The organism is Streptomyces sp. NPDC002055 (assembly GCF_040296705.1).
GTDB lineage: Bacteria > Actinomycetota > Actinomycetes > Streptomycetales > Streptomycetaceae > Streptomyces.
This window is the reverse complement of record NZ_JBEOXS010000091.1, coordinates 1-20,570: the sequence shown is the minus strand read 5'-3', so window position 1 is coordinate 20,570 and position 20,570 is coordinate 1. Positions and strand designations below refer to the sequence as shown.

Here is a 20,570-nt window from a genome sequence, read left to right as displayed (position 1 = left end):
GAGCAGCGCCGCCGCGCATGCCCCGGCTCTGCGGCGGCCGGCGGGTGCGCCGCGCGGTGGTTCGCCGTCCCGGTGCACCCCAATACACCGGGCGGTCCGCCGCGCGATCGCACACCGGCCGCCGCAGAGCCCCGTCCTCCGGCAGACGCCCTGCGCGGGTGCACACCGCGGCGTCCCGGCTCCGTCCGCTTCCTGTCGGACCGAGCCCCGGAGGAGCTCTTCGGGCCGTGTCAGGCCCGGGTCGTGTCCGGCCGGCTCGGGCCGGCCGGGTTCCGGCTGACCGACGCGCTCGATGTGCGCATCGCGGATGAGGTTCCTGCCGGGCTCGCGCACCTGCTCGCGCTCTTCTTCCCGGTGCCGACGGTTCTCCTGCGCGCCACGTCCCCGCTCCGTCCTCGGTCCTCGGCCACGGTCGGTCGAACCGTGCTGCCATGGAGAACGGAGCGGAACCGGATTCTGCTCAACATCGATAGGGAAAAGAAGCGACGCGAGGTGATGGAGACCGGCCGCCCGGGGAACCGAGCAGCCTCCCCGCATGCTCGGCGCACCCCGGCGACCTCGGCGGCGTCACGGACCGCCACGCCACCGTGACGTGTGGCGACCGCCCCGAATCGGTCCGCCGAGCACACCTGCGCGACACGCATATCCAAGGGACGATGGAGGCATTGCGGCGGGAGGATGGGGCAACCGAAAGAGGTGCCCGGGATGAGCCAGACCGATCCTCGGAGGGCCGGCGTAGGCCAGAGCCCTGCCTCTGAGCCGTCCGCGCCCGGGGGCCTGCTGGACGCGCTGGGGGTCGCCGCCGTCGTGCTCAACGCCAAGGGCCGGATCGCCCTGTGGAGCCCGTCGGCGGAGGAGCTGTTCGGCTACACCGCCGAGGAGGCGCTCGGCCGGCCGGGCGCGGCCCTGCTGGTCGACCCGCAGCACGCGCGGCTGGTGAAGGATCTGTTCGGCCAGGTCCTGGAGGGGGCCAGCTGGGCCGGCGGCTTCCCGGTGCGGATGAAGGACGGCAGCACCCGTCTCGTCGAGTTCCGCAACATGCGCATGCTGGACGAGAAGAAGAACGCCTACGCCCTGGGCATCGCCACCGACCAGGCCGCGCTGCGCACGGTGGAGACCGATCTGGCCCTCTCGATGCGGCTGATCAGCCAGTCCCCCATCGGCCTGGCCGTGCTCGACCACGATCTGCGCTACGTCCTGGTCAACCCCGCGCTGGAGCGGATCAACGGCCTGCCCACCGCCGACCACCTGGGGAAGAAGGTGTCGGAGGCGCTGCCCTTCCTCGACGTGGAGGCCGTCGAGTCCGCGACCCACCAGGTCCTGACCACGGGTTCGCCGCTGCTCGACCAGTACGCGGTCGGGCGCACCCCCGGCGACCCCGGGCGGGACCGCGCCTGGTCGGTGTCGTACTACCGGCTGGAGGACACCGGCGGGCACGTGCTGGGCGTGGCGATATCCGTGGTCGACGTCACCGAGCGGCACAGCGCCACCACCGAGATGATCCGGGCCCGGAAGCGGCTCGCGCTCATCGCCGACGCCGGTGTCCGGATCGGCACCACGCTCGACCTGCGCCACACGGCCCGGGAGCTCGCCGAGGTGGTGGTACCCGATCTCGCCGACCTGGCCGCGGTCGACATCCTCGACTCCATCCTCGGCGACCGGCAGAACGCCTCCGGTCCCACCGACAGCAGCGGGCCCGCCGTGTTCCGGGCCCTGGCGGTGAAGGCCGCGTACCGCACGGAGGCGTCGCGCGCCCCGGACCCGGCCGGGGATGTCGCCCAGTACGCCCGGGACCGGCTGATCACGCAGGTCGTGGACTCCGGCGAACCCATCCTGGTGCCGCACGTGGACGAGGACACGCTGCGCCGGGTCGCCCGGGACGACGACTCCGCGGTGCTGCTGGCCCGGGCCGGCGCCCACTCGTATCTGGGGGTGCCGCTGATCGCCCGCGGCAATGTCATCGGCACCCTGAGCCTGATCCGGGCCCGGACGCCCGCCCCCTTCACCGAGGACGACCAGCTGCTGGCCTGGGAGCTGGCGGCGCGGGCGGCCATCAGCATCGACAACGCCCGGCTGTACCGGAGCGAGCGGCGCACCGCGCTCGCCCTGCAGCGCAGCCTGCTGCCGCAGCGCCCGCCGCGCCAGCCCGGGCTGGCGGTGGCCTACCGCTACCAGCCCGCGGGCTCCACCCATGAGGTCGGCGGGGACTGGTTCGACGTGCTGCCGCTCACCGGGGACAAGACCGCGCTGGTCGTGGGCGACGTCATGGGCAGCGGGATCTCCGCGGCCGCCACGATGGGGCAGCTCCGCACCGCCACGCGCACCCTGACCCGGCTGGATCTGGAGCCCGCGGCGCTGCTCCGGCACCTGGACGATGTGACCACCGGGCTGGACCAGGCCTTCGCCACCTGCGTCTACTCCAGCTTCGACCCGGCGACCGGCCGCTGCCGGATCTCCACCGCGGGCCATCTGCCGCCGGTGCTCGTCCGCCCGGACGGCACGGCCGAGCTGATCGACGTCCCGACCGGGGTGCCCCTCGGGGTGGGCGAGGTGCCGTTCGAGACCGTGGACCTCGAACTGCCGCCGGGCAGCCGTCTGGTGCTGTACACCGACGGCCTGGTCGAGACCCGGGACGAGCCGATCGACGCCCGGCTGACCGCCCTGGTGCGGATGCTGTCCGGGCCGCGGCGCTCCCTGGAGCGGACCTGCGATCTGCTGCTGCACTCGCTGCGGGACCCGGACGGACACGACGACGTGGCGCTGCTGGTGGCGGAGGTCCGGCCGGAGCGGACCGTGGCCCACACCGCGGCGACGGCCGACGGGACGGCTGAGGCGCCGGCCGGGGCGACGGAGACCGGGACGGCGGAGTCGGGGTCGGCGGAGGCACCACCCGGGACGACGGAGACCGGGACGGCGGAGTCGGGGTCGGCGGAGGCACCACCCGGGACGACGGAGACCGGGTCGGCGGAGTCGGGGTCGGCGGAGGCGCCACCCGGGACGGCGGAGACCGGGTCGGCGGGGGCCGGGACCGGGGCGGTGCACGACGAGCCGGGCGGGCCGTGACGCGCCGTCAGCGCGGGGCTGCCGGGGGCCTTTTCGCGGACGGCGGACGGCGGGCGCCGAGGGGCTCTCGCGGGACTATGGTCACCCGGGATCAGCCGCCCGCCACTCCCCCGGCCCCCGGCTCCCGGCTCCCGGCTCCCGGCTCCCGGCTCCCGGCTCCCGGCTCCCGGCTCCCGGCTCCCGGCCGCAGGGTGAACGCACCGCGGCCCGGCCGGCGCGCACCGCAGGCCGCGGTGGTGCGCCGGCCGGGCCGGGCGGGCGTCAGCCGCCGGACGGGGCGCCGTGCCAGATGGTCGTGACGTTGCAGAACTCGCGGAGGCCGTGCCCGGACAGCTCCCGTCCGTAGCCGGAGCGCTTCACCCCGCCGAAGGGGAACGCCGGGTGCGAGGCCGTCATGCCGTTGAAGTAGACGCAGCCCGCCTCCAGGTCCCGGGCGCACCGCTGCTGTTCGGCGTCGTCCCGGGTCCACACATTGGAGCTGAGGCCGAACGGTGTGTCGTTGGCGAGCCGTACCGCCTCGTCCACGTCCGGCACCCGGTAGAGGGTGGCCACCGGGCCGAAGGCCTCCTCGTGGTGGATGCGCATGTCCGGGGTGATGTCGGCGAGCACCGTCGGCTCGTAGAACCAGCCCGCGGGGTGCGCCTCGGGACGGCCGCCGCCGCACAGCACCGTCGCCCCGCGGCCCCGGGCGTCGTCGACCAGTTCCTCCAGGTCGCGCCGGCCCTGCTCGCTGGAGAGCGGGCCGACCTCGGTGGCGTCCTCCAGCGGATCGCCGACGGCCAGCGCGCTCATCCGCTGGACGAACCCGGCGACGAACGTGTCGTAGACGCGGTCGTGCACGATGAAGCGCTTGGCCGCGATGCAGGACTGCCCGTTGTTCTGCACCCGGGCGGTGACGGCGGTGGCCACCGCCTTGTCGAGGTCGGCGGAGGGCAGCACCAGATACGGGTCGCTGCCGCCGAGTTCGAGCACCGTCTTCTTGATCACGTCGCCCGCGATGGAGGCGACGGAGCGGCCGGCGGGCTCACTGCCGGTGAGGGTCGCGGCGGCGACCCGCGGGTCGCGGAGGATGTCCGCGATGGCGTCCGAGCCGACCAGCAGGGTCTGGAAACAGCCCTCCGGGTATCCGGCCCGCCGGAAGAGGTCCTCCAGGTAGAGCGCGGTCTGGGGGACGTTCGAGGCGTGTTTGAGCAGGCCCACGTTGCCGGCCAGCAGAGTCGGCGCGGCGAACCGGACGACCTGCCAGAGCGGGAAGTTCCAGGGCATGACGGCGAGGACGGGGCCGAGGGGGCGGTAGCGCACCACGGTGTCGGCCGCTCCGGAGTCCTCGATGTCGGCACGGGCGGGGCGCTCGTCGGCGAGCAGTTCCTCGGCGTGGTCGGCGTACCAGCGCATGGCCTTGACGCACTTGGCGGCCTCGGCGCGGGACTGGGTGACCGGCTTGCCCATTTCGACGGTCATGGTGCGCGCGATGTCGTCCCGGTCGGCCTCCAGCAGGTCCGCCGCGGCTCGCATCAGCTCCACCCGTTGCGGCAGGCCGGTCGTCCGGTGCCGGCGGAAGGCCGCGTGGGCGCGGGCCAGCCGGTCCTCGATCTCCGCCCGGCCGAGCCCGTCGAAGGTCTTGAGCGTTTCCGCGGTGGTGGGGTTGACGGTGGCGATCGGCACGGGAGCTCCTCCTCGGAATGCGGGGATACGGACGCGGGTGCCCGTTTGCCCCCTTTTCTACTCCCGTGCGGAGGAATGCGCTCCCACCGGCCCGGTCCGGCGCGCCAGGGCAGGGATGACACCGCCGGCCAGCACCGCCTCGCACTGCCGGGCGGAGAGCCCGTGGTGGACGGTGTAGTGCTCGCCCCGGGTGAGGTTGTGCACCCGGAGCACCGCGCCGGGGGCGAGGGAGCCGTGCAGGCCCTCCAGCCGCAGCCGGTCGCCCACGGCGATGCGGTCCCGGTCCCCTGAGTCGTCGAAGGCGAGGGGCAGGATCCCGAAGTTGGCCAGGTTCTGCCGGTGGATCCGGGCAAAGGACGTGGCGAGCACGGCCCGGAGCCCCAGGTGGCGGGGGGTGATGGCGGCGTGTTCCCGGGAGGACCCCTGTCCGTGGTTGTCGCCGCCGACGACGAAGTGCGGCCCCGGCGTCTCCGCGGCACGGCGGGGGTAGCCGGGGTCGATCGGGGTGAAGGTGAGCGCCGCCAGGGCGGGGATGTCGGAGCGGAGGGGCAGGGCGGCCGCGCCGGCGGGCGAGATGTCGTCCGTGGAGACGTTGTCGCCCGCCGTCAGCAGGACGGGCCCGTCCAGGGTGTCCGGCAGGGGGTCGAGCTCGGGGAGTCCGGAGATGCCCGGCCCGCGCTCCGGCCGGACCGTGCGCGCCACGTCCGGCGGCAGGGGCTCCTCCAGGGTCGCGACGGTGGCGGCCGGGTCGGGCAGGGTGAGCTCCGGGTGCCGGGTGCCGGTCTCGGCCGCCCATTCGCGGGGATCGGTGATCCGCCCGGTCAGCGCGGAGACGGCGGCGGTCTCCGGGGAGCAGAGCCAGACCGCGTCCTCCGCGGTGCCGGAGCGACCGCGGAAGTTGCGTGGCACAGTGCGCAGCGAGTTGCGCCCGGCGGCGGGCGCCTGGCCCATGCCGATGCAGCCCAGGCAGCCCGCCTGGTGGATGCGGGCCCCGGCGGCGATCAGGTCGGCGGCGGCGCTCATCCGGGTGAGGTCCAGCAGGACCCCGCGGGACGTCGGGTTGATGTCGAGGCTGACGCCGGGGGCCACCTGCCGGCCGTGGACCAGGGCGGCGACCACCGCGATGTCGCGGAGCCCCGGGTTGCCGGAGGAGCCGACGACGGCCTGGGAGACGGGCTCGCCGGCGGCCTCCCGCACGGGCACCACGTCGTCCGGGGAGGAGGGCCGGGCGATCAGCGGTTCCAGCGCGGACAGATCGATCTCCTCCGTCAGGTCGTAGCGGGCGTCCGGTTCGGCGGTGAGCTCGGTGAAGTCCTCCTCGCGCCCCACGGAGCGCAGGAACGCCCGCACCGCCTCGTCGGCGGGGAAGACGCTCGCCGTGGCGCCCAGCTCGGCTCCCATGACGGCGATGACGTGCCGGTCCATGGCGGTCAGGGCGGCCGGCCCGGGGCCGTGGTACTCCAGGATCCGGCCGACGGCGCCCTTCACCCCGTGCCGGCGCAGCAGCTCCAGAGCGATGTCCTTGGCGCCGACCCAGGGCGGCGGCACTCCGGTGAGCCGGATCCCCACGATCCGGGGCATCCGCAGGTGCAGCGGACGTCCCGCCATGGCCAGCGCCACGTCCAGGCCGCCCACGCCGATCGCGAGCATGCCGAGCGCGCCGGCGGCGCAGGTGTGCGAGTCGGCCCCGGCGAGGGAGCGGCCGGGGACGCCGAAGCGCTGCATGTGGAGCGGGTGCGAGACGCCGTTGCCGGGCCCGGAGTACCAGAGCCCGAACCGGCGGGCGGCGGAGCGGAGGAAGAGGTGGTCCTCGGCGTTGCGCCGGTCGGTCTGCAGGACGGTGTGGTCGACGTAGCTCACGCCGAGGTCGGTGCGGACCCGGTCCACGCCCAGCGCCTCCAGCTCCTGCATCACCAGGGTGCCGGTGGCGTCCTGGGTGAGGGCCTGGTCGACGCGCAGCCCGATCTCCTCGCCCGGCAGCGCGGCGCCCTCCACCAGATGGGCGGCGATCAGCTGGTGGGCGAGGGTGCCGGCCGCGGGCGGGGCCGGGCCGCCGGTTCCCATGCCGTGACGCCCCGGCGCTCAGGTGGTCCAGCGGAGGACTGCGCCGAGGCCGCCGGAGGGTCCCGCCATGCCGTCGGGGACGAGCATGACCTCGGCGTCACCGGCGGCGGCGGAGCGCATCAGGGCGTCGTCGGCGCGGGCGCGTTCGGGTTTGGGGACGCCCATGGCCTGGACGTCGCCGCGCTGCACACCGACCTGGTCGGCGCCCGGCCCGATCCAGACGTCCCGGCCGGCGTCGGGGGCGATCTGCGCCAGGAGCAGCGTGGCGACCTGGTGGCTGCGGAGGGCGTCCAGCACGGCCGGAACGCCTTCGGCGGCCTCCCCCGGGCCCGCCTCGACGCTGCCGGGACGGTGCTCGCCGCCGCGGCCCCGGCCGGCCCGGAAGTGGTCGAGGGCGTCCCGGAGACGCTGACGGGCGTGCTCCTCCTGGATCCCGGCCACGGCCTCGTCCAGGTGCCCGTCGGCCCGGCCGGCGGAGGACCGGCTGCCGTGCTCGGTCTCCACCGTGACCGCCCGGATCTGCTGCGGCAGCCGCTCCCGGACGACCTTGCGCTCCCGCGCGCCGCCGGCGAGCACGAGCAGTCCGGCGCCGCACTCCGGCCAGGTCCGGGTGATCTCGTCGGCGATGATCTCCGCGTTCTGCTTCCAGGTGTTCTCGACCTTGTTCCGGTAGTGCCACTCGTGGCGGTCCTCGGGGACGGTGCGGTGCCCGCGCCACGGGGCACCCTGGGCCCGGCCGGCCGGTTCCTGGCGCAGCGCGTCCCACAGCTCCAGGTCGGCGCCGACGTGGTCGATGAACGCGACCAGGCAGGGCGGCTGGTCGTCGCGGAGCCCGGCCAGCGGGGCGGTGTGCGGCAGGGTCGACCAGCTCGCCTCGCCGATGTACGGGGCCGCGGCGAGCGGGAGGTCGAGCACGACCTCGGCGCCGGCGGCGAACAGCGCCCTGCCGGGCGGGGTTCCGGAGACCGGTTCCTCGGTGAGCCGGCGCATCAGCGCCTCGCAGGTGTAGGCGTCGGCGCCCTCGTCGATGAGCTGCCCCGCCACGGCGCGACGGCGGAGGTGCCACTGCTGGGCGGCGTCCTCGCTCGCCCACGAGGTGTCGATGTACACCGACGCCCAGGGGCCCGGGCGGTCGAAGAGCGGTTTGAGAAAGCCGAGTTCCATGATCTCCCCCAGGCTCGGGGTCAGGTGGTGGGCAGACCCTAGGGCGTGTTTCGACAGTCCCGCCCGGCCGGAGGTGTCCGCCCCAGGACCGTCCGGGTGCCCGGCCGGCCCGGTGGAGAAACCGGCCGCGGCCGGTCCGGGCGCAAGGCGTCGATCGCATCGCCCGCGGCGAGCCGGCCCCGGGGCACGGAGGCGCCCGACGCCCGCACCTGCGAGCCGACCACACCTCCCAATTGTCCCATATTGCGCCATGCGACCGTCGTTCCGGATCCGTTCGCGGACACCGGCACCGGACACCGGCGACGGACACCGGCGACGGAATCCGCTGCCGAACCCGGGCGACGGACCCGGGCGACGGACCCGGACGGCGAAGGGTCAGAAGTCGAAGTCGGGGAAGTCCAGCTCCGGCTCCGTCTCCTCATCGGAAACCGGCCGACAGGGACCGGTGCTGGCGCGCAGCGTGATCAGCGGCTTCATCAGGACGTGCCGGGGTGGCGCGTCGGGCGCGGTGAGCCGCTCCACCATCAGCTCGACGCCGATGCGGCTCATCTCTTTGGCCGGTATCTCGGCCGCGGTGAGCGGCGGGCTCACCTGCTCCGCCCAGCGGCTGGCGCCCATACCGACGACCGAGAAGTCGCGCGGCACGCTGCGGCCGTGCCGGGTCAGCCCGCGGTAGATGCCCTCCAGGGCCGCTTCGTTCATGACGACCAGGGACGTGGTGGCCGGGTCGTCGTGCAGGATCCGTTGCACGACGTCCTCCCCCGCGGCGATGTCGTCGCCACTGAAGTACGCGCGCGGGGTCAGCTCCATCTCCGCCATCGCCTCGGTGTAGCCCTCGCTCCCGAGCCGGGTGTACCCGTACCCGCTTGTGAAGATCTGCTCCGACTTGTTGACGAAGGCGATCCTGCGGTGCCCGAGTTCGGTCAGGTGCCGAACGCATCCGCCCGCCAGGCCGGCGAAGTCGAGATCGACCCAGCCGACCTCGCTGGTTGCGCTGTTCCGGCCGATGGCGACGAAGGGGAAGCCCGTTTCGGCGAGATGCTGGATGCGGTCGTCCTCCCGGCGGACCTCCATCACGATCACGCCGTCCACGCGCCGTTCGCCGACCATCCGCCGGAACGACAGGTCCTTCCCCGACTTACAGGGGGTGAGCAACAGGTCGTAGCCGTGTGTGGTGGCGGTTTCGGCCACCCCTCCGATGAAGGCCAGCTGCACCTCCGGGTAGTCCCGGTGGGCACCGGACGGCGGGAAGAGCAGGGCGATCGTATGCGTCAGTTCGCGGGCCGCAGCGCCACTGTGGGCATGGGCGTCGCGTCCTGTCGCCAGGTTGCCGGTGCGCTCCGTCATGGTCAGTCGGCTGGGAGACGTTGTTCGGCCCAGATGGTCTTGCCGGTGGGGGTCTGGCGGGTGCCCCAGCCCTGGGTCAGCTGGGTCACCATGTCCAGCCCTCGTCCCCCTTCGTCGTAGGTGCGGGCATGGCGCAGATGGGGGGAGGTACTGCTGGCATCGGAGACCTCGCAGATCAGCGTCCGGTCCCGGATCAGCCGTAGCCCGATGGGGGCATCCCCGTAGCGGATGGCATTGGTGACCAGCTCGCTCACCACCAGCTCGGTGACGGACGCCGCGTCGTCGAGCCCCCAGATCGCCAGCTGACGGGAGGCCTGCGCCCGGGCGTCGGCCACGATGGCGGGATCCGACGGCAGCGACCAGGCGGCGACCTGGTCGGTGTGCAGGGCACGGGTGCGCACCAGGAGCAGAGCCACGTCGTCGGCGGGGCTCTCGGGCAGCAGGGCCCTGAGGATGATGTCGCAGGTGCCGTCCAGCGAGGGCACGGCGGAAGCGAGGGCTCCGCGGAGTCGTTCGAGGCCGACACCGAGGTCTTGGCCGCGGGCCTCGATCAGGCCGTCGGTGTAGAAGGAGAGCAGGCTTCCCTCGGGCAGTTCCAGCTCGGTGGACTCGAACGGCAGGCCGCCGACGCCCAGAAGCGGCCCCGGGGCGAGCCGGACCACCCTGGCCGTGCCGTCGGGGAGCAGCACGGTGGGTGGCACATGGCCGGCGCTGGCCAGCGTGCAGATGCGGGAGACCGGGTCGTAGACCGCGTAGAGGCAGGTCGCACCGACCTCCCCGGTGTCGGGCTCATTGCGGACGTAGCTGTCCGAGGTGAGGTGGGTGACCAGTTCGTCGAGGTGGGTGAGCAGCTCGTCCGGGGGCAGATCGACTCCGGCGAGGGTGCGCACCGCGGTACGCAGGCGCCCCATGGCGGCCGAGGCGTGGATGCCGTGGCCGACCACGTCGCCGACGACCAGGGCGACGCGGGTGCCCGACAGCGGGACCACGTCGAACCAGTCGCCGCCCACCTCGGCTCCCCCACCGATGGGCAGATAGCGGTGCGCCACCTCGACGGCTGCCTGCTTGGGGAAGTGACGGGGCAGCAGAGCGCGCTGGAGGGTGAGGGCATTGGCGCGCTCCCGGGAGAAGCGGCGCGCGTTGTCCACACTGCCGGCCGCCCGGCTTGCGAGTCCCTCGGCGAGGATCAGATCATCCTGCTCGTAGGGTTTCGAGCCTTCCGCGCGGGCGAAGACCGCGACTCCGAGGGTCAGGCCCCGCGCTCGTAGCGGGGTAGCCATGATCGAGTGGAATCCGCGCTCCGCCGCGCGGGCGGATCCCCCCGTGCCGGCGGCGGCCCATCGGGGGAAGTCGGGGTCCTCTGCTCCGCACAGCACCGTCCGACCGCTGGCCAGGGCCCGTGCGGGGGGTGAGAGCGGCGGATAGGTGCCGTCCTCGCCGATCTCCGTGTCGGCCTCGGGCACCCCGTCGGCGCTCCGGTGCGCGACCCTGCGCAGCGCCACGGCGGCGTCGGCCGGACCGGGCGACGGTTCCTTCCCCCGGGTCACGGAGTCGAGCAGGTCCACACTGACGGAGTCGGCGAACCGCGGGACGGCCAGGGAGGCGAGTTCCCGAACCGTGCGCGTCACGTTCAGGGTGGTTCCGATGCGGGTGCCCGACTCGTTCAGCAGCGCCAGGCGCTGCCGCGCGGCAACCTGCTCGCTGCTGTCGAACGCCGCGGCCCCGACACCGGCCACCCGGCCGGTGCCGGGGTTGCGGACGGGCCACATGTCGATGGTCCAGGAGCGCCCCTGAGCGGACGGCGCGGCCGGGGCAAGGTGCTCGTAGCGCATGGGCTGGGACTCCTCGGCGACCCGGCGGACGCATCGCAGGAACTCCTCGTCGGCGCGGTCTCCGCCCAGCAGGTCCGCATACGGCCAGGTGCCCGCTTCAGCCGCCTGCCGCTGCCCGTCCTCGACAGCTCCGACGTGCCCTGCGGCCGTCCGCGTCCCCTCGCCGCCGGCGGGCCTGCCGGTCACGCGCCCCGCCGGTGAGGGCTGCTCGCCCTCGTGCGCGACCGCGTTCAGCTGCCAGGTGCGCGAGGCGGTGCTGTAGGTGGAGAGCGCCACGGAGGACTGGGCGAACGCCCACTCCACCATCAGTCGATCGTACTCCGCCTCGGCCGCACCCGCAGTGCCGGTCACGACGAACGCCCGGGCCGTTCCGTCGCCGCCCAAGGACGGCTGAAGGTGCAGGGTCAGATCGACGCGGTGGCCGTCGCGGTGCCTCAGTGCCGCTGTGCCGCTCCATTCCCGGGCTTCGATCAGGCGGAGCCCGGCGGCCTCGGGGGACTCCCTGTTGATCAGGAGGTCCGAGACGGGGTGCCCGACCACCTCCGGGGCGTCGTAGCCCAGCAGTTGCCGGGCCCCCTCGCTCCACCCTGTGACCATGCCCCCCACGCTGATGATGGCCGTGGGGACATCGGTCGACCACCCGGAGTGACGAGTTTCCGTCGGAGAAGTGGCCATTCTTGCTCAATTCCTTCGAGCAACGTTACGCACAGTCCCATGGTGCATGCGCGAGAGGAATCGAACAAGTTGCACTGTCACTCAACGGCCCGAGGCGCATCGGAGGCGTCATTCACGGACACGACGGGCCCGTCGGACACGATCCGCATGGGCGTCGTCGGCCACAGGGAGGGGGTGTGCCGGAGATCCATCCGCGGGGTCCGGCCACCCGGGCCGTCCGCACAGCCGCGTCCGGCCGTGCGGCCGACGATGTGGCACCTCCGCAACGGCCCCGTTCTCAGCCCGGGAACCGCACGTCCAGGGTGGATCCGTGGCGCAGGAAGACGGGGATGCGTTCCAGTGGAGCGTCGGCTGTCACGGTCCGGTCGCCGTCATGGACCGTTCCCGTGGCGGGGTCCACCCAGTCGGCGCCGGCCGGCAGGTGGACCCGGCGGCGCCGTTCGCCGAGCCGGGTCACCGGGGAGATCAGCAGGTCCGGGCCGCACAGGAACTGGTCCTCGACCGTCCACGCGGCAGGGTCGTCGGGGAAGTCGAAGAACAGCGGCCGGATGACCGGTGCACCGCGTTCCGCTGCGGAGGCCATCTGCTGGTGAAGATAGGGACGAAGGTCCTGGCGCAGCCGCAACTGCCGGGTCAGGATCCCGTAGGCCTCCTGCCCGTAGGACCAGAGTTCGTTGGGTCCCCCGTTCCGGCCGGCGGCGAAGGCGTCCCGCGGTTCGCGGTAGCCGTGCATCCGCAGCAGCGGGCAGAAGACGGCGAACTGGAACCAGCGGATGAGCAACTCCCGGTAGCCGGGGTCGTCCGGGTCACCACCGTGGAATCCGCCGATGTCGGTGGTCCACCACGGAATGCCGCTCAGGCCCGCGCTCAGCCCCGCGCGCACCTGCACCGCGAGTGCCTCGAAGGTGGCCGGGATGTCACCCGACCACAGGGCCGCCGCGTAGGCCTGGCTGCCGGCCCACGCGGAGCGCACCAGGCTGACGGGAACGTCGACGCCTTCGGCGCGCATGTGCTCGTAGAAGCCGCGCACATGTTCGCGCGGATACAGGTTGGCCACCGCCCGGCCGGGGCCAGCCGCGTACCGCAGGTTGCCGCATTGTTCGGGGTACATCTCCGGTTCGCAGGCGTCCAGCCACCACAGCCGGAAGCCGAGATCGTAGTAGTTGCGCTTGACGCGGCTCCAGAGGTACTCACGGGCCCGCTCGTCGGTGGGGTCGTAGAACACCACGGGCAGGGACTTGTGGTCGACCTGGCTGTCGGGGAAGACGTGCTGGAAGGGCTGGCCCTGCTCCGTTCTCAGCAGCAGCCGCTCATCCCGCATGGGCGCGTAGTTCTCGCTCAGGACGCTGACGGACGGCCACACGGACACCAGTGGCCGCACACCCATGCTCTCCAGTTCCGCCACCATGCCGGCCGGATCGGGCCAGTCGGCGGCGTCGAAGCACCAGTCACCCAGATGCGGCCAGTGGAAGTAGTCCACGGCAATCACCGACAGGGGAAGGCCCCGGCGCCGGTATTCGCGAGCGACGTCCAGCAGCTCCTCCTGTGTCCGGTAGCGCAGGCGGGACTGCCACAGGCCGAGGAACCGCTCCGGCAGCAGGGGAGCGTGCCCGGTGGCATCGGCATAGTTGCTCATGATGGCGCCGGGAGTCGGACCGGTGGTGACCCAGTAGTCGATCTGATCGGCGGCGTCGGCGACCCACCGGGTCTGCCCGGCGGCCAGCTCCACCCGTCCGACGGCGGGCAGGTTCCACAGCAGTCCGTAGCCTCGGGAGGAGAGGGTGAACGGGATGGTGACCTCCCCGTTGCGCTGCACCAGGTCGATCACCATGTGCTTGTGGTCGAGGCGCCCGTGGGAGTGCTGGCCCAGCCCGAAGAACCGCTCCCCCTCATAGGCGGCGAAGCGCTGGTCCAGCCGATAGCCGCCCTCGCCGACCGGTGTGAACTGGCGGGCGCCGGGCCAGGCGAAGTGACCGACGGACTCGCGCAACAGCTCGATGCCGTCCTGCGTGCGCACGAAACGCAGGAGGCCCCGGGGTGACAGCTCCACCCGCAGCCGCCCGACGGTGAGGATCCGACTGCCGTCGGGCCCCTCCGTCGACTCCGCCGCCGCGGCGGCGGGGGGCGCGGTCAGGGCTCCCGGCAGGTCGTCCCGCACACGGTGCCGGGCCGCGCGCACCCGGACACTGTCGGCACCCCAGGGCTCCACCCGCAGGACGTGCTCGGCGTCACCGAACTCGAGACGGACCGGCGGAGGGGAGGAGGCGGGAGGCGGGGAGCTGTTCCCGGCTGCGCCGGTGGCGGACGCGGAGGGTGCGGGCCTGGTGCCGTCGGACGGAGACACGCTGCTCCTATCTACAGGGCTGTCGTACGGGTCGGTGGCGGTGCGAGGGGCACGGGGCGGTTCGAGGGGCATGGGTGGCGGTTCGATGCGCAGTCAGTCCCTGACCACGCCACTGGTGAGCCCGACAGCGATGTGTCTCTGGACGACGGCCAGAAGCAGCGCGGCGGGCAGGGAAGAGATGACGGCCGTGGCCATGACCGAGTTCCAACTGGTGGTGTTGGTGCCGGCGCCGATGTAGTCGTACAGCCCCAGCGTGACCGGCTTCCAGGTGGTGGAGTTGAGATTGAGCGTGGTGGCGAACAGGAAGTCGCCCCACGCCAAGAGGAACGCGAAGAGGCCCGATGTGATCAGCGCATTGCGGGACACGGGAAGCACGATCCGCCAGAAGGTGCGTACCACGCCGGCACCGTCCAGGGCCGCTGCCTCCAGCAGGGACCGGGGGATGGCGATCATGAAGGCCCGCATGATGAGCACGGCGAAGGGGACGGCGAGCGTGGCGTCGGCCAGGATCAGCGCCAGTGCCGAGTTGAGGATCCGGGCGGACGCGAAGATGCGGTACAGCGCGTTGGCCATGACGATGCCGGGCACGAGCTGGACGACCAGCAGCACGCTCAGCAGCGTCCTGCCGCCCGGAGAGCGCAGCTGCGCCAGCGCGTAGGCCGCCGGAGCGGCCAGGGCCAGCGTCAGGAGCGTGGCGCCCACGGCGATGATCAGAGAGGCCAGCAGATGGCCGCCCTGCTGGGACAGCGCGTTCTCGTAGCCGCTGAGTGTGCCGTCGACGGGCAGCCAGTGCGGTGAGCGCCGGGCCAGCTGCTGATTGGTCTGGAAGGACGCGTTCACCATCCAGTACAGCGGGAACAGCATGACGGCGACGACGGCCACACCGAACGCGGATTTCGTCCACGCTGCTACGACGGCCCGGTTCCGTCGGCCGCGGACCGCCCCGGGCCGGCTCCGTGCAGCGCGGGCGGCGTTCATCCGCGGACTCCGGGTTCGGCGCGCAGCGTGCGCAGATACAGCAGGGCGAAGACGGCGGCCACGACGACGAGCAGAACTCCCGCGGCCGCACCGAGACCGAACTCCGACAGGCCGCCGAAGGACAGCTGGTAGGCGTAGGTGCTGATCGTGTTGGTGGCGTTGGCCGGGCCGCCCTTGGTCATCACCCAGATCACGTCGAAGACCTTGAGCGTGTAGATCAGGCCGAGCGTCAGAACGATGCTGATCACTGGCCTGAGCTGGGGCAGCGTGACATAGCGGAACTGCTGCAGGCGGCCGGCGCCGTCCAGGGAAGCCGCCTCGTACAGCTCCGTCGGGATGGCCTGCAGCCCGCCGTGGAGAATGACCATGTTGAACGGCACGCCGATCCAGATGTTGCAGAGCAGCACTGCGGCCATGGCGGTGTCGGGAGTGTTGAGCCACGGCACCGGGTCCTGGACCAGGTGGAGGGTGAGCAGGATCTGGTTGACGACGCCGTTGCTGGTGTCGAGCATCCACCGGAACAACGTGCCGGCGACGACCAGGGGTAAGAGCCAGGGGATCAGCATCAGCGACCGCAGCAGCCGGCTGAGCGGAAACGAGCGGTGAAAGAACACCGCCAGCCCCAGGCCGATCGTGAACTGGAAGAAGAGCGAGCCCGCCACGAAAACCACCGTGTTGACGACGGCTGTGGCGAAGGCGGGGGTGCTGAGCAGTTTGCGGTAGTTGGCAAAGCCGATGAACGGGGCATTGCCGCTGTAGAGGGAACTGATGTCGTAGTCCTGGAAGGACAGCACCACATTGCGGGCCAGCGGGTAGAGGTAGAACACCGCGACGAACACGACGACCGGCACGATGAACCCGGTCCCGAGCCGCCGGCTGCGAGCCGCCGGGGCCACGGAGCGGTCCGGCGGCCTCCTGCGGCCGACGGCCGCCGCCGGATGCCTGGGGAGTGCCGGCGCCACGGTTATGCGTCCGGGAGGGTCGTCGTCGGCGTGCACCGCACCCGGGTCAGCGGAGCGGTGCTCATTCCGTCGCCTGCTTCTGCGCGTCGGTCAGCGCCGCGCTGGGCGACTTGCTCCCCGACAGTGCGCTCTGCACCGCGGTCCACATCGCCTGCGAGTACTTCGGATATTCCGGCCCGACTTCCTCCGAACGGCCCTTGGCGCTTCCGATGGTGTCCACGAATGTCTTCATCGAGGGATCCACGTCCTGGAATTCCGCGGCCGCCTTCTCGTCGGACGGCACGTAATTGGTGAGCTTCGCCCACTCCAGACTGTTCTCCGTCGACACCATGCACTTGATGACCTCGCCCGCCTTGCGGGCCTTCTCCCCGCTGGTGCCGATCGCCCACACCTCGCCGCCTAGCGCACCGGAGGGAGTGCGCCCTGCCGGGGCGGGAACCGGTACGACGCCGAAGTCCTTCATCCCTGCCTTGCGCAGCAGGGGCAGCTCCCAGGGGCCATTGATCATCATGGCCAGTGAACCGTTCGCGAATTGCTCCCCGACATTCATCTGATTCCAGCTGAGCACATCCTCGGGCGCCGAACCGGAGTCGACCAGGTCCTTCAGGAGATCCAGCGCCGACACGGCCTGCGGAGAATCGAGATTCTTCAGGGAAGCACCGGCGCCGAAGAAGAAGGACTCGAACTGGAAACTGCCTTCTTCCGTGGCGGGCACGGCGAAGCCGATTCCGTGCACCGTGTCGCCCTGGGTCAGCTTCTTCGCCGCGGCGCGCAACTCGTCCCACGTGGCGGGCGGCTTGACACCCGCCTTCTCGAGCATCGAGGTGTTGTAGTACAGCGCCAGCTGGTTCACACCGGGCGCCACGCCGTACAGCTTCCCCTGGTATTCACCGGCCGCGACGACGTTCGGATACAGCCCGTCGGTCTTCACACCGGCCGGACCGAGGTCGGCGAGGGCTCCTGTGGCGGCGAGCTGCTGCAGGTCGGGATTGTCGAGGAGAATCAGGTCCGGCAGCGCCCGGCTGTTCGCCAACTGGAGCACTTTGGTGCGCAGGTCCGGCACGATCTGCCGCTTGACGGTGACCCCGGCCTTCTTGCCGCACGCGGCGAGCTGCGCACCCAGGGGGCCGCGCCCGGGTTCGGTGTTGTAGTAGTCCATTTCGGTCAGAGTGAGATTGTCGCCGTCCGTGGACTCGGGCGGCGAGCCACCGTCGCCGCAGGAGGTCAGCAGCAGACCGGCTGCGGCGGCCGTCGCCACCAGGGCCATGACTGGCCGGGAGCGACGGGACTTGGCAGAGATGCGCATGGTGACTCCAAGGGGAAACGGTGTGCAGGCGCTGATGTGCACGGCTCAGGCCTTCTGCCGACGCGAGGAGAGGCAGACACCGATCAGAACGCGACGAACCGCACAATCCGCAGCGAATCATCAGTAGACACTGCTCCTGGGCATGCCGGGCCTGCGACACGGAACTCCGGGCGAAAGCTCGGCGTCCAGCCCCGCAAGGCGGGGGTATCGCGAGAGCCGGGCACAGCGGCCGGCCTGCCGCGAGCGGCCGGATCAGGGCGGAGTGGAACATGAGTGGGAGGCGCTGCCGGTGGGAGGCGCTGCCGGACGGACCACCGAATGGAGCAGCGCCTCAACGGATTCACGAACCATTTCAATAGGGGCATTACAGGCATTCCTTACCAGCGATGTCAAGAAATACGCTGCATTTACCGCAAGAGGCATATCGACCGGGTGGAGAATCCGGTGGACCCCGCAGGAACTGAAGCGGGCCCCTGATCAGCCCTGCGGGGGCGGTCCCGTGATCAGCCCTGCGGGGGCGTCCCGTGATCAGCCCTGTGAGGACGGTCCCGGTGCGCGGCCGGCCCGGCGGAGAAAGCGGCGCAGCCGGTCCAGGGGCCAGGTGTTGATCACATCCTCCGCGGTGAGCCAGCCCCGCTGGGCCGTGCCCACGCCGTAGCGCAGGCAGTCCAGGTGGAGGGTGGAGTGCGCGTCGGTGTTCACGGCGAACTTCACGCCGTACCGCTTGGCCGGCAGGATGTTCTCGTCGGACAGGTCGAGGCGGTCGGGGTGGGAGTTGATCTCCAGGGCGGTTCCGGTGCGGGCGCAGGCGGCGAACACCGCGTCGAGATCGAGGTCGAGCGGCTGCCGCTTCCCGATGAGGCGGGTGGTGGGGTGCCCGATGATGTCGACGTACGGGTGCTCGCAGGCGCGGATGAGCCGCTTGGTCAGGGCGTCCCGGCTCTGGTTGAAGTGGGAGTGCACCGAGGCGACGCAGAGGTCGAATCCGGCGAGGAACTCCTCCGGCCAGTCGACGTTCCCGTCCGGGTCGATATTGAGCTCGGTGCCGTGCAGCAGCCGCATCCGGCGGTGCCTGCCATCGAGTTCCCGCACCCGCTCCCGCTGGGCGAGCATCTTCTCGTCGGTCATCTGCTGCATGTACAGGTTGGGCGCGTGGTCGGTGACGGCGTAGTACCGGTGGCCGCGCCGGGCGGCGGCTTCGACCATGTCCTCCAGCGTCGCGACGCCGTCGGTGAGGTCGGTGTGGGTGTGCAGGTCCCCCCGGATGTCCGCCTCGGTGACCAGGTCGGGCAGCTCGTCGCGCAGCCCGGCGGCGACCTCGCCGCGGTCCTCGCGGAGCGGGGGCGGGATCCAGGGGAGGCCGAGACGGGCGTAGACCTCCTCCTCGGTGCGGGACACGATCCGCCGCCCGCTCCGGGCGTGGAACAGGCCGTACTCGGAGAGCTTGAGCTTGTGGCGCACGGCCATCTCGCGGGTGCGGATGTTGTGCGCCTTCGAGCCGGTGAAGTACTGCAGGCCGGCGCCCCAGGAGTCCGGGGGCACCACGCGCAGGTCGATCTGGAGGCCCTTGGTGGTGCGGATCGAGGTCTTCTTCGCGCCGTGGGCGATGGTCTCGGTGGTGAACGGGAGGCGGGTGAAGGCCGCCATGAACGGCTCCGAGCGCTCCGCCGCGACCAGGATGTCGACATCGCCGATGGTCTCGCGCATCCGGCGCAGCGAACCGGCGTACGCGCACCTCTCGCAGCCGGGCAGCGCGGACAGCTCGGCCACGATCTCCTCGGCGACCTCCATCGCGGTGTCGATCTGAACCCGGTCGCCGGCGGCCTGCATCAGGGAGATGCCGTGCAGGATGTTCTCCTCGGTCTTCGCCCCGAAGCCCTTGAGGTCGCGCAGCCGTTCCTCCGCGATGGCGTCGCGGAGTTCGGGGACGGAGGCGATGTGCAGGTCCTCGTAGAGCGTCAGGGCCTTCCTGGGCCCGAGGGTGGGGATGGCCATCAGCTCCCGCACTCCGGCGGGGATGCGCGCGCGGACGTCCTCGACGGCGGGCATCCGGCCGGTGCGCAGGTACTCGGTCACCTTGTCGGCGATGGAGCGGCCCACGTTGGGGATCTCGCGCAGGCCCGCGGCGTCGAGCCGGGAGACGTCGGTGTGGTACCCGCCGATGGCCCGTGCGGCCTTCTCGTAGGCGCGCGCCTTGAACGCGTCTCCGCCGGTGATCAGGACGAGGTCGGCGTACTCCTGGAGCAGAGCCTCGACGTCCTTGTTGGGTCGGGCCACGTCCCAAGTCTAGATCCGGGGCGGGTGCCGGGCCCTCGTGCCCGCGGTGGTGTGTGTGGGCGCCGGACGCGGGGCCGAGGTACGAACCCGGCGCCCGCCCGGGTCGGCACCGGCCGACGGGGCCCGCCCCGGGTCGCGGCCTACGGACCCCGTGCCGGGTGGGTGCCGTGCGGGCCCGCGCACCGGGGGCCGGTGTCCGGCGGACCGGCCCCCGCCGCGGGCGTCGCCCCTCGGGGCGCTCGGGTCACATCGCCAGATGTGCCCGCAGGTGCGTGACCTCCTCGATCTCCACCCCCGCCTTGGCGAGCAGCTGCCGGGCGAGGTCGTTCAGCGCGCGGGCCGCGGCGATCTCCTCGCCGACCCGTGGCTGCTCCGGGTCGTCCGGGTGGCGGTTGGCCCGCCCGTGCGCCCGCAGCTCCGTCCCGTCCTGCACGCGCAGCAGGGCGGCTGCTTCGGTCTTGTTGTCGACCTCGCGGAACTCCATGTCGACATGCCATCCGGTGATGGTCTGCATGACAGTCACCTCCAGCTCAGTTTCCAGGATGCGCCTCGGGGTGCCTCCGGGTCGACGCCGGGCGCGCGACGCCCGCGGGGGTCGTGGGGCGGACCCCGGCGAGATGTTTCAGGAACCAGTCCCGGGCGAGGTCCGACACGGCGTCCAGGGCGCCGGGCTCCTCGAAGAGGTGGGTGGCCCGCGGTACGACGGCGAGCCGGTGTTCGCAGGTCAGCCTGGTGCCCGCCTGGCGGTTGAGGTCGAGCACGGTGGTGTCCCGGCCGCCCACGACGAGCAGGGTGGGCGCGGTGACGTCCGCGAGCCCCGGGCCGGCGAGGTCGGGCCGCCCGCCGCGGGAGACCACGGCGGCGATGCCGCAGTCGCCCTGCGCGGCGGCCCG

Annotated in this window: 13 protein-coding genes; 1 reads left to right on the top strand and 12 read right to left on the bottom strand. The window is 72.2% G+C overall.

Annotated features, from left to right (window positions below; genetic code table 11):
* Positions 1-705: 705 nt before the first annotated feature.
* Positions 706-3,063 (top strand): SpoIIE family protein phosphatase, encoded by a 2,358-nt coding sequence (locus ABT112_RS32740; RefSeq protein ID WP_351515439.1) that lies wholly within the window; start codon positions 706-708, stop codon positions 3,061-3,063.
* Positions 3,064-3,324: 261 nt separating this feature from the next.
* Here ABT112_RS32740 and ABT112_RS32735 read toward each other — a convergent pair whose 3' ends face one another.
* The 12 genes from ABT112_RS32735 to ABT112_RS32680 all read right to left on the bottom strand — a co-directional run.
* Positions 3,325-4,728, bottom strand: coding sequence for an NADP-dependent succinic semialdehyde dehydrogenase (locus tag ABT112_RS32735; RefSeq protein WP_351515438.1), 1,404 nt, complete (start codon positions 4,726-4,728; stop codon positions 3,325-3,327).
* A 57-nt stretch (positions 4,729-4,785) separates the two neighbouring features.
* Complete coding sequence (locus ABT112_RS32730) at positions 4,786-6,792, bottom strand: aconitate hydratase (RefSeq protein WP_351515437.1); 2,007 nt, start codon at positions 6,790-6,792, stop codon at positions 4,786-4,788.
* Positions 6,793-6,810: 18 nt separating this feature from the next.
* Positions 6,811-7,956: a baeRF2 domain-containing protein gene (locus ABT112_RS32725; protein WP_351515436.1), complete on the bottom strand. Its 1,146-nt coding sequence runs from the start codon at positions 7,954-7,956 to the stop codon at positions 6,811-6,813.
* A gap of 375 nt (positions 7,957-8,331) precedes the next feature.
* Entirely contained in the window at positions 8,332-9,303 is a 972-nt protein-coding gene (locus ABT112_RS32720; RefSeq protein WP_351515435.1) for a LacI family DNA-binding transcriptional regulator, read from the bottom strand.
* A gap of 2 nt (positions 9,304-9,305) precedes the next feature.
* A complete protein-coding gene (locus ABT112_RS32715; RefSeq protein WP_351515434.1) occupies positions 9,306-11,810 on the bottom strand; it encodes an ATP-binding SpoIIE family protein phosphatase in 2,505 nt (834 codons plus the stop codon).
* 277 nt (positions 11,811-12,087) lie between these two features.
* Positions 12,088-14,154, bottom strand: coding sequence for a glycoside hydrolase family 31 protein (locus ABT112_RS32710; RefSeq protein ID WP_351515433.1), 2,067 nt, complete (start codon positions 14,152-14,154; stop codon positions 12,088-12,090).
* Between the two features lie 93 nt (positions 14,155-14,247).
* Positions 14,248-15,132 carry a carbohydrate ABC transporter permease gene (locus ABT112_RS32705; protein ID WP_502975519.1) on the bottom strand — a complete coding sequence of 295 codons (885 nt, stop codon included), beginning with the start codon at positions 15,130-15,132 and terminating at the stop codon, positions 14,248-14,250.
* Positions 15,129-16,028, bottom strand: coding sequence for a carbohydrate ABC transporter permease (locus ABT112_RS32700; protein ID WP_351515432.1), 900 nt, complete (start codon positions 16,026-16,028; stop codon positions 15,129-15,131). The genes ABT112_RS32705 and ABT112_RS32700 overlap by 4 nt, the downstream gene beginning before the upstream one ends.
* 127 nt (positions 16,029-16,155) lie before the next feature.
* On the bottom strand, positions 16,156-17,442 hold the full coding sequence (locus ABT112_RS32695) for a sugar ABC transporter substrate-binding protein (protein WP_351515431.1): 1,287 nt from the start codon (positions 17,440-17,442) through the stop codon (positions 16,156-16,158).
* Positions 17,443-17,928: 486 nt separating this feature from the next.
* Complete coding sequence (gene polX, locus ABT112_RS32690; protein ID WP_351515430.1) at positions 17,929-19,677, bottom strand: DNA polymerase/3'-5' exonuclease PolX; 1,749 nt, start codon at positions 19,675-19,677, stop codon at positions 17,929-17,931.
* 244 nt (positions 19,678-19,921) lie between these two features.
* Positions 19,922-20,191, bottom strand: a complete 270-nt coding sequence (locus ABT112_RS32685; RefSeq protein ID WP_351515429.1) for a DUF1876 domain-containing protein — start codon at positions 20,189-20,191, stop codon at positions 19,922-19,924.
* Positions 20,192-20,207: 16 nt separating this feature from the next.
* Positions 20,208-20,570 (bottom strand): dienelactone hydrolase family protein (locus tag ABT112_RS32680; RefSeq protein WP_502975517.1); only part of this gene is annotated, 363 nt, incomplete at its 5' end.

Bases quoted from the DNA above. Each gene is read 5' to 3' on its own strand.
- ABT112_RS32740 (WP_351515439.1), top strand. From the start codon at position 706: ATGAGCCAGACCGATCCTCGGAGGGCCGGCGTAGGCCAGAGCCCTGCC.
- ABT112_RS32730 (WP_351515437.1), bottom strand. From the start codon at position 6,792: ATGGGAACCGGCGGCCCGGCCCCGCCCGCGGCCGGCACCCTCGCCCAC.
- ABT112_RS32725 (WP_351515436.1), bottom strand. From the start codon at position 7,956: ATGGAACTCGGCTTTCTCAAACCGCTCTTCGACCGCCCGGGCCCCTGG.
- ABT112_RS32720 (WP_351515435.1), bottom strand. From the start codon at position 9,303: ATGACGGAGCGCACCGGCAACCTGGCGACAGGACGCGACGCCCATGCC.
- ABT112_RS32715 (WP_351515434.1), bottom strand. From the start codon at position 11,810: ATGGCCACTTCTCCGACGGAAACTCGTCACTCCGGGTGGTCGACCGAT.
- ABT112_RS32705 (WP_502975519.1), bottom strand. From the start codon at position 15,132: ATGAACGCCGCCCGCGCTGCACGGAGCCGGCCCGGGGCGGTCCGCGGC.
- ABT112_RS32685 (WP_351515429.1), bottom strand. From the start codon at position 20,191: ATGCAGACCATCACCGGATGGCATGTCGACATGGAGTTCCGCGAGGTC.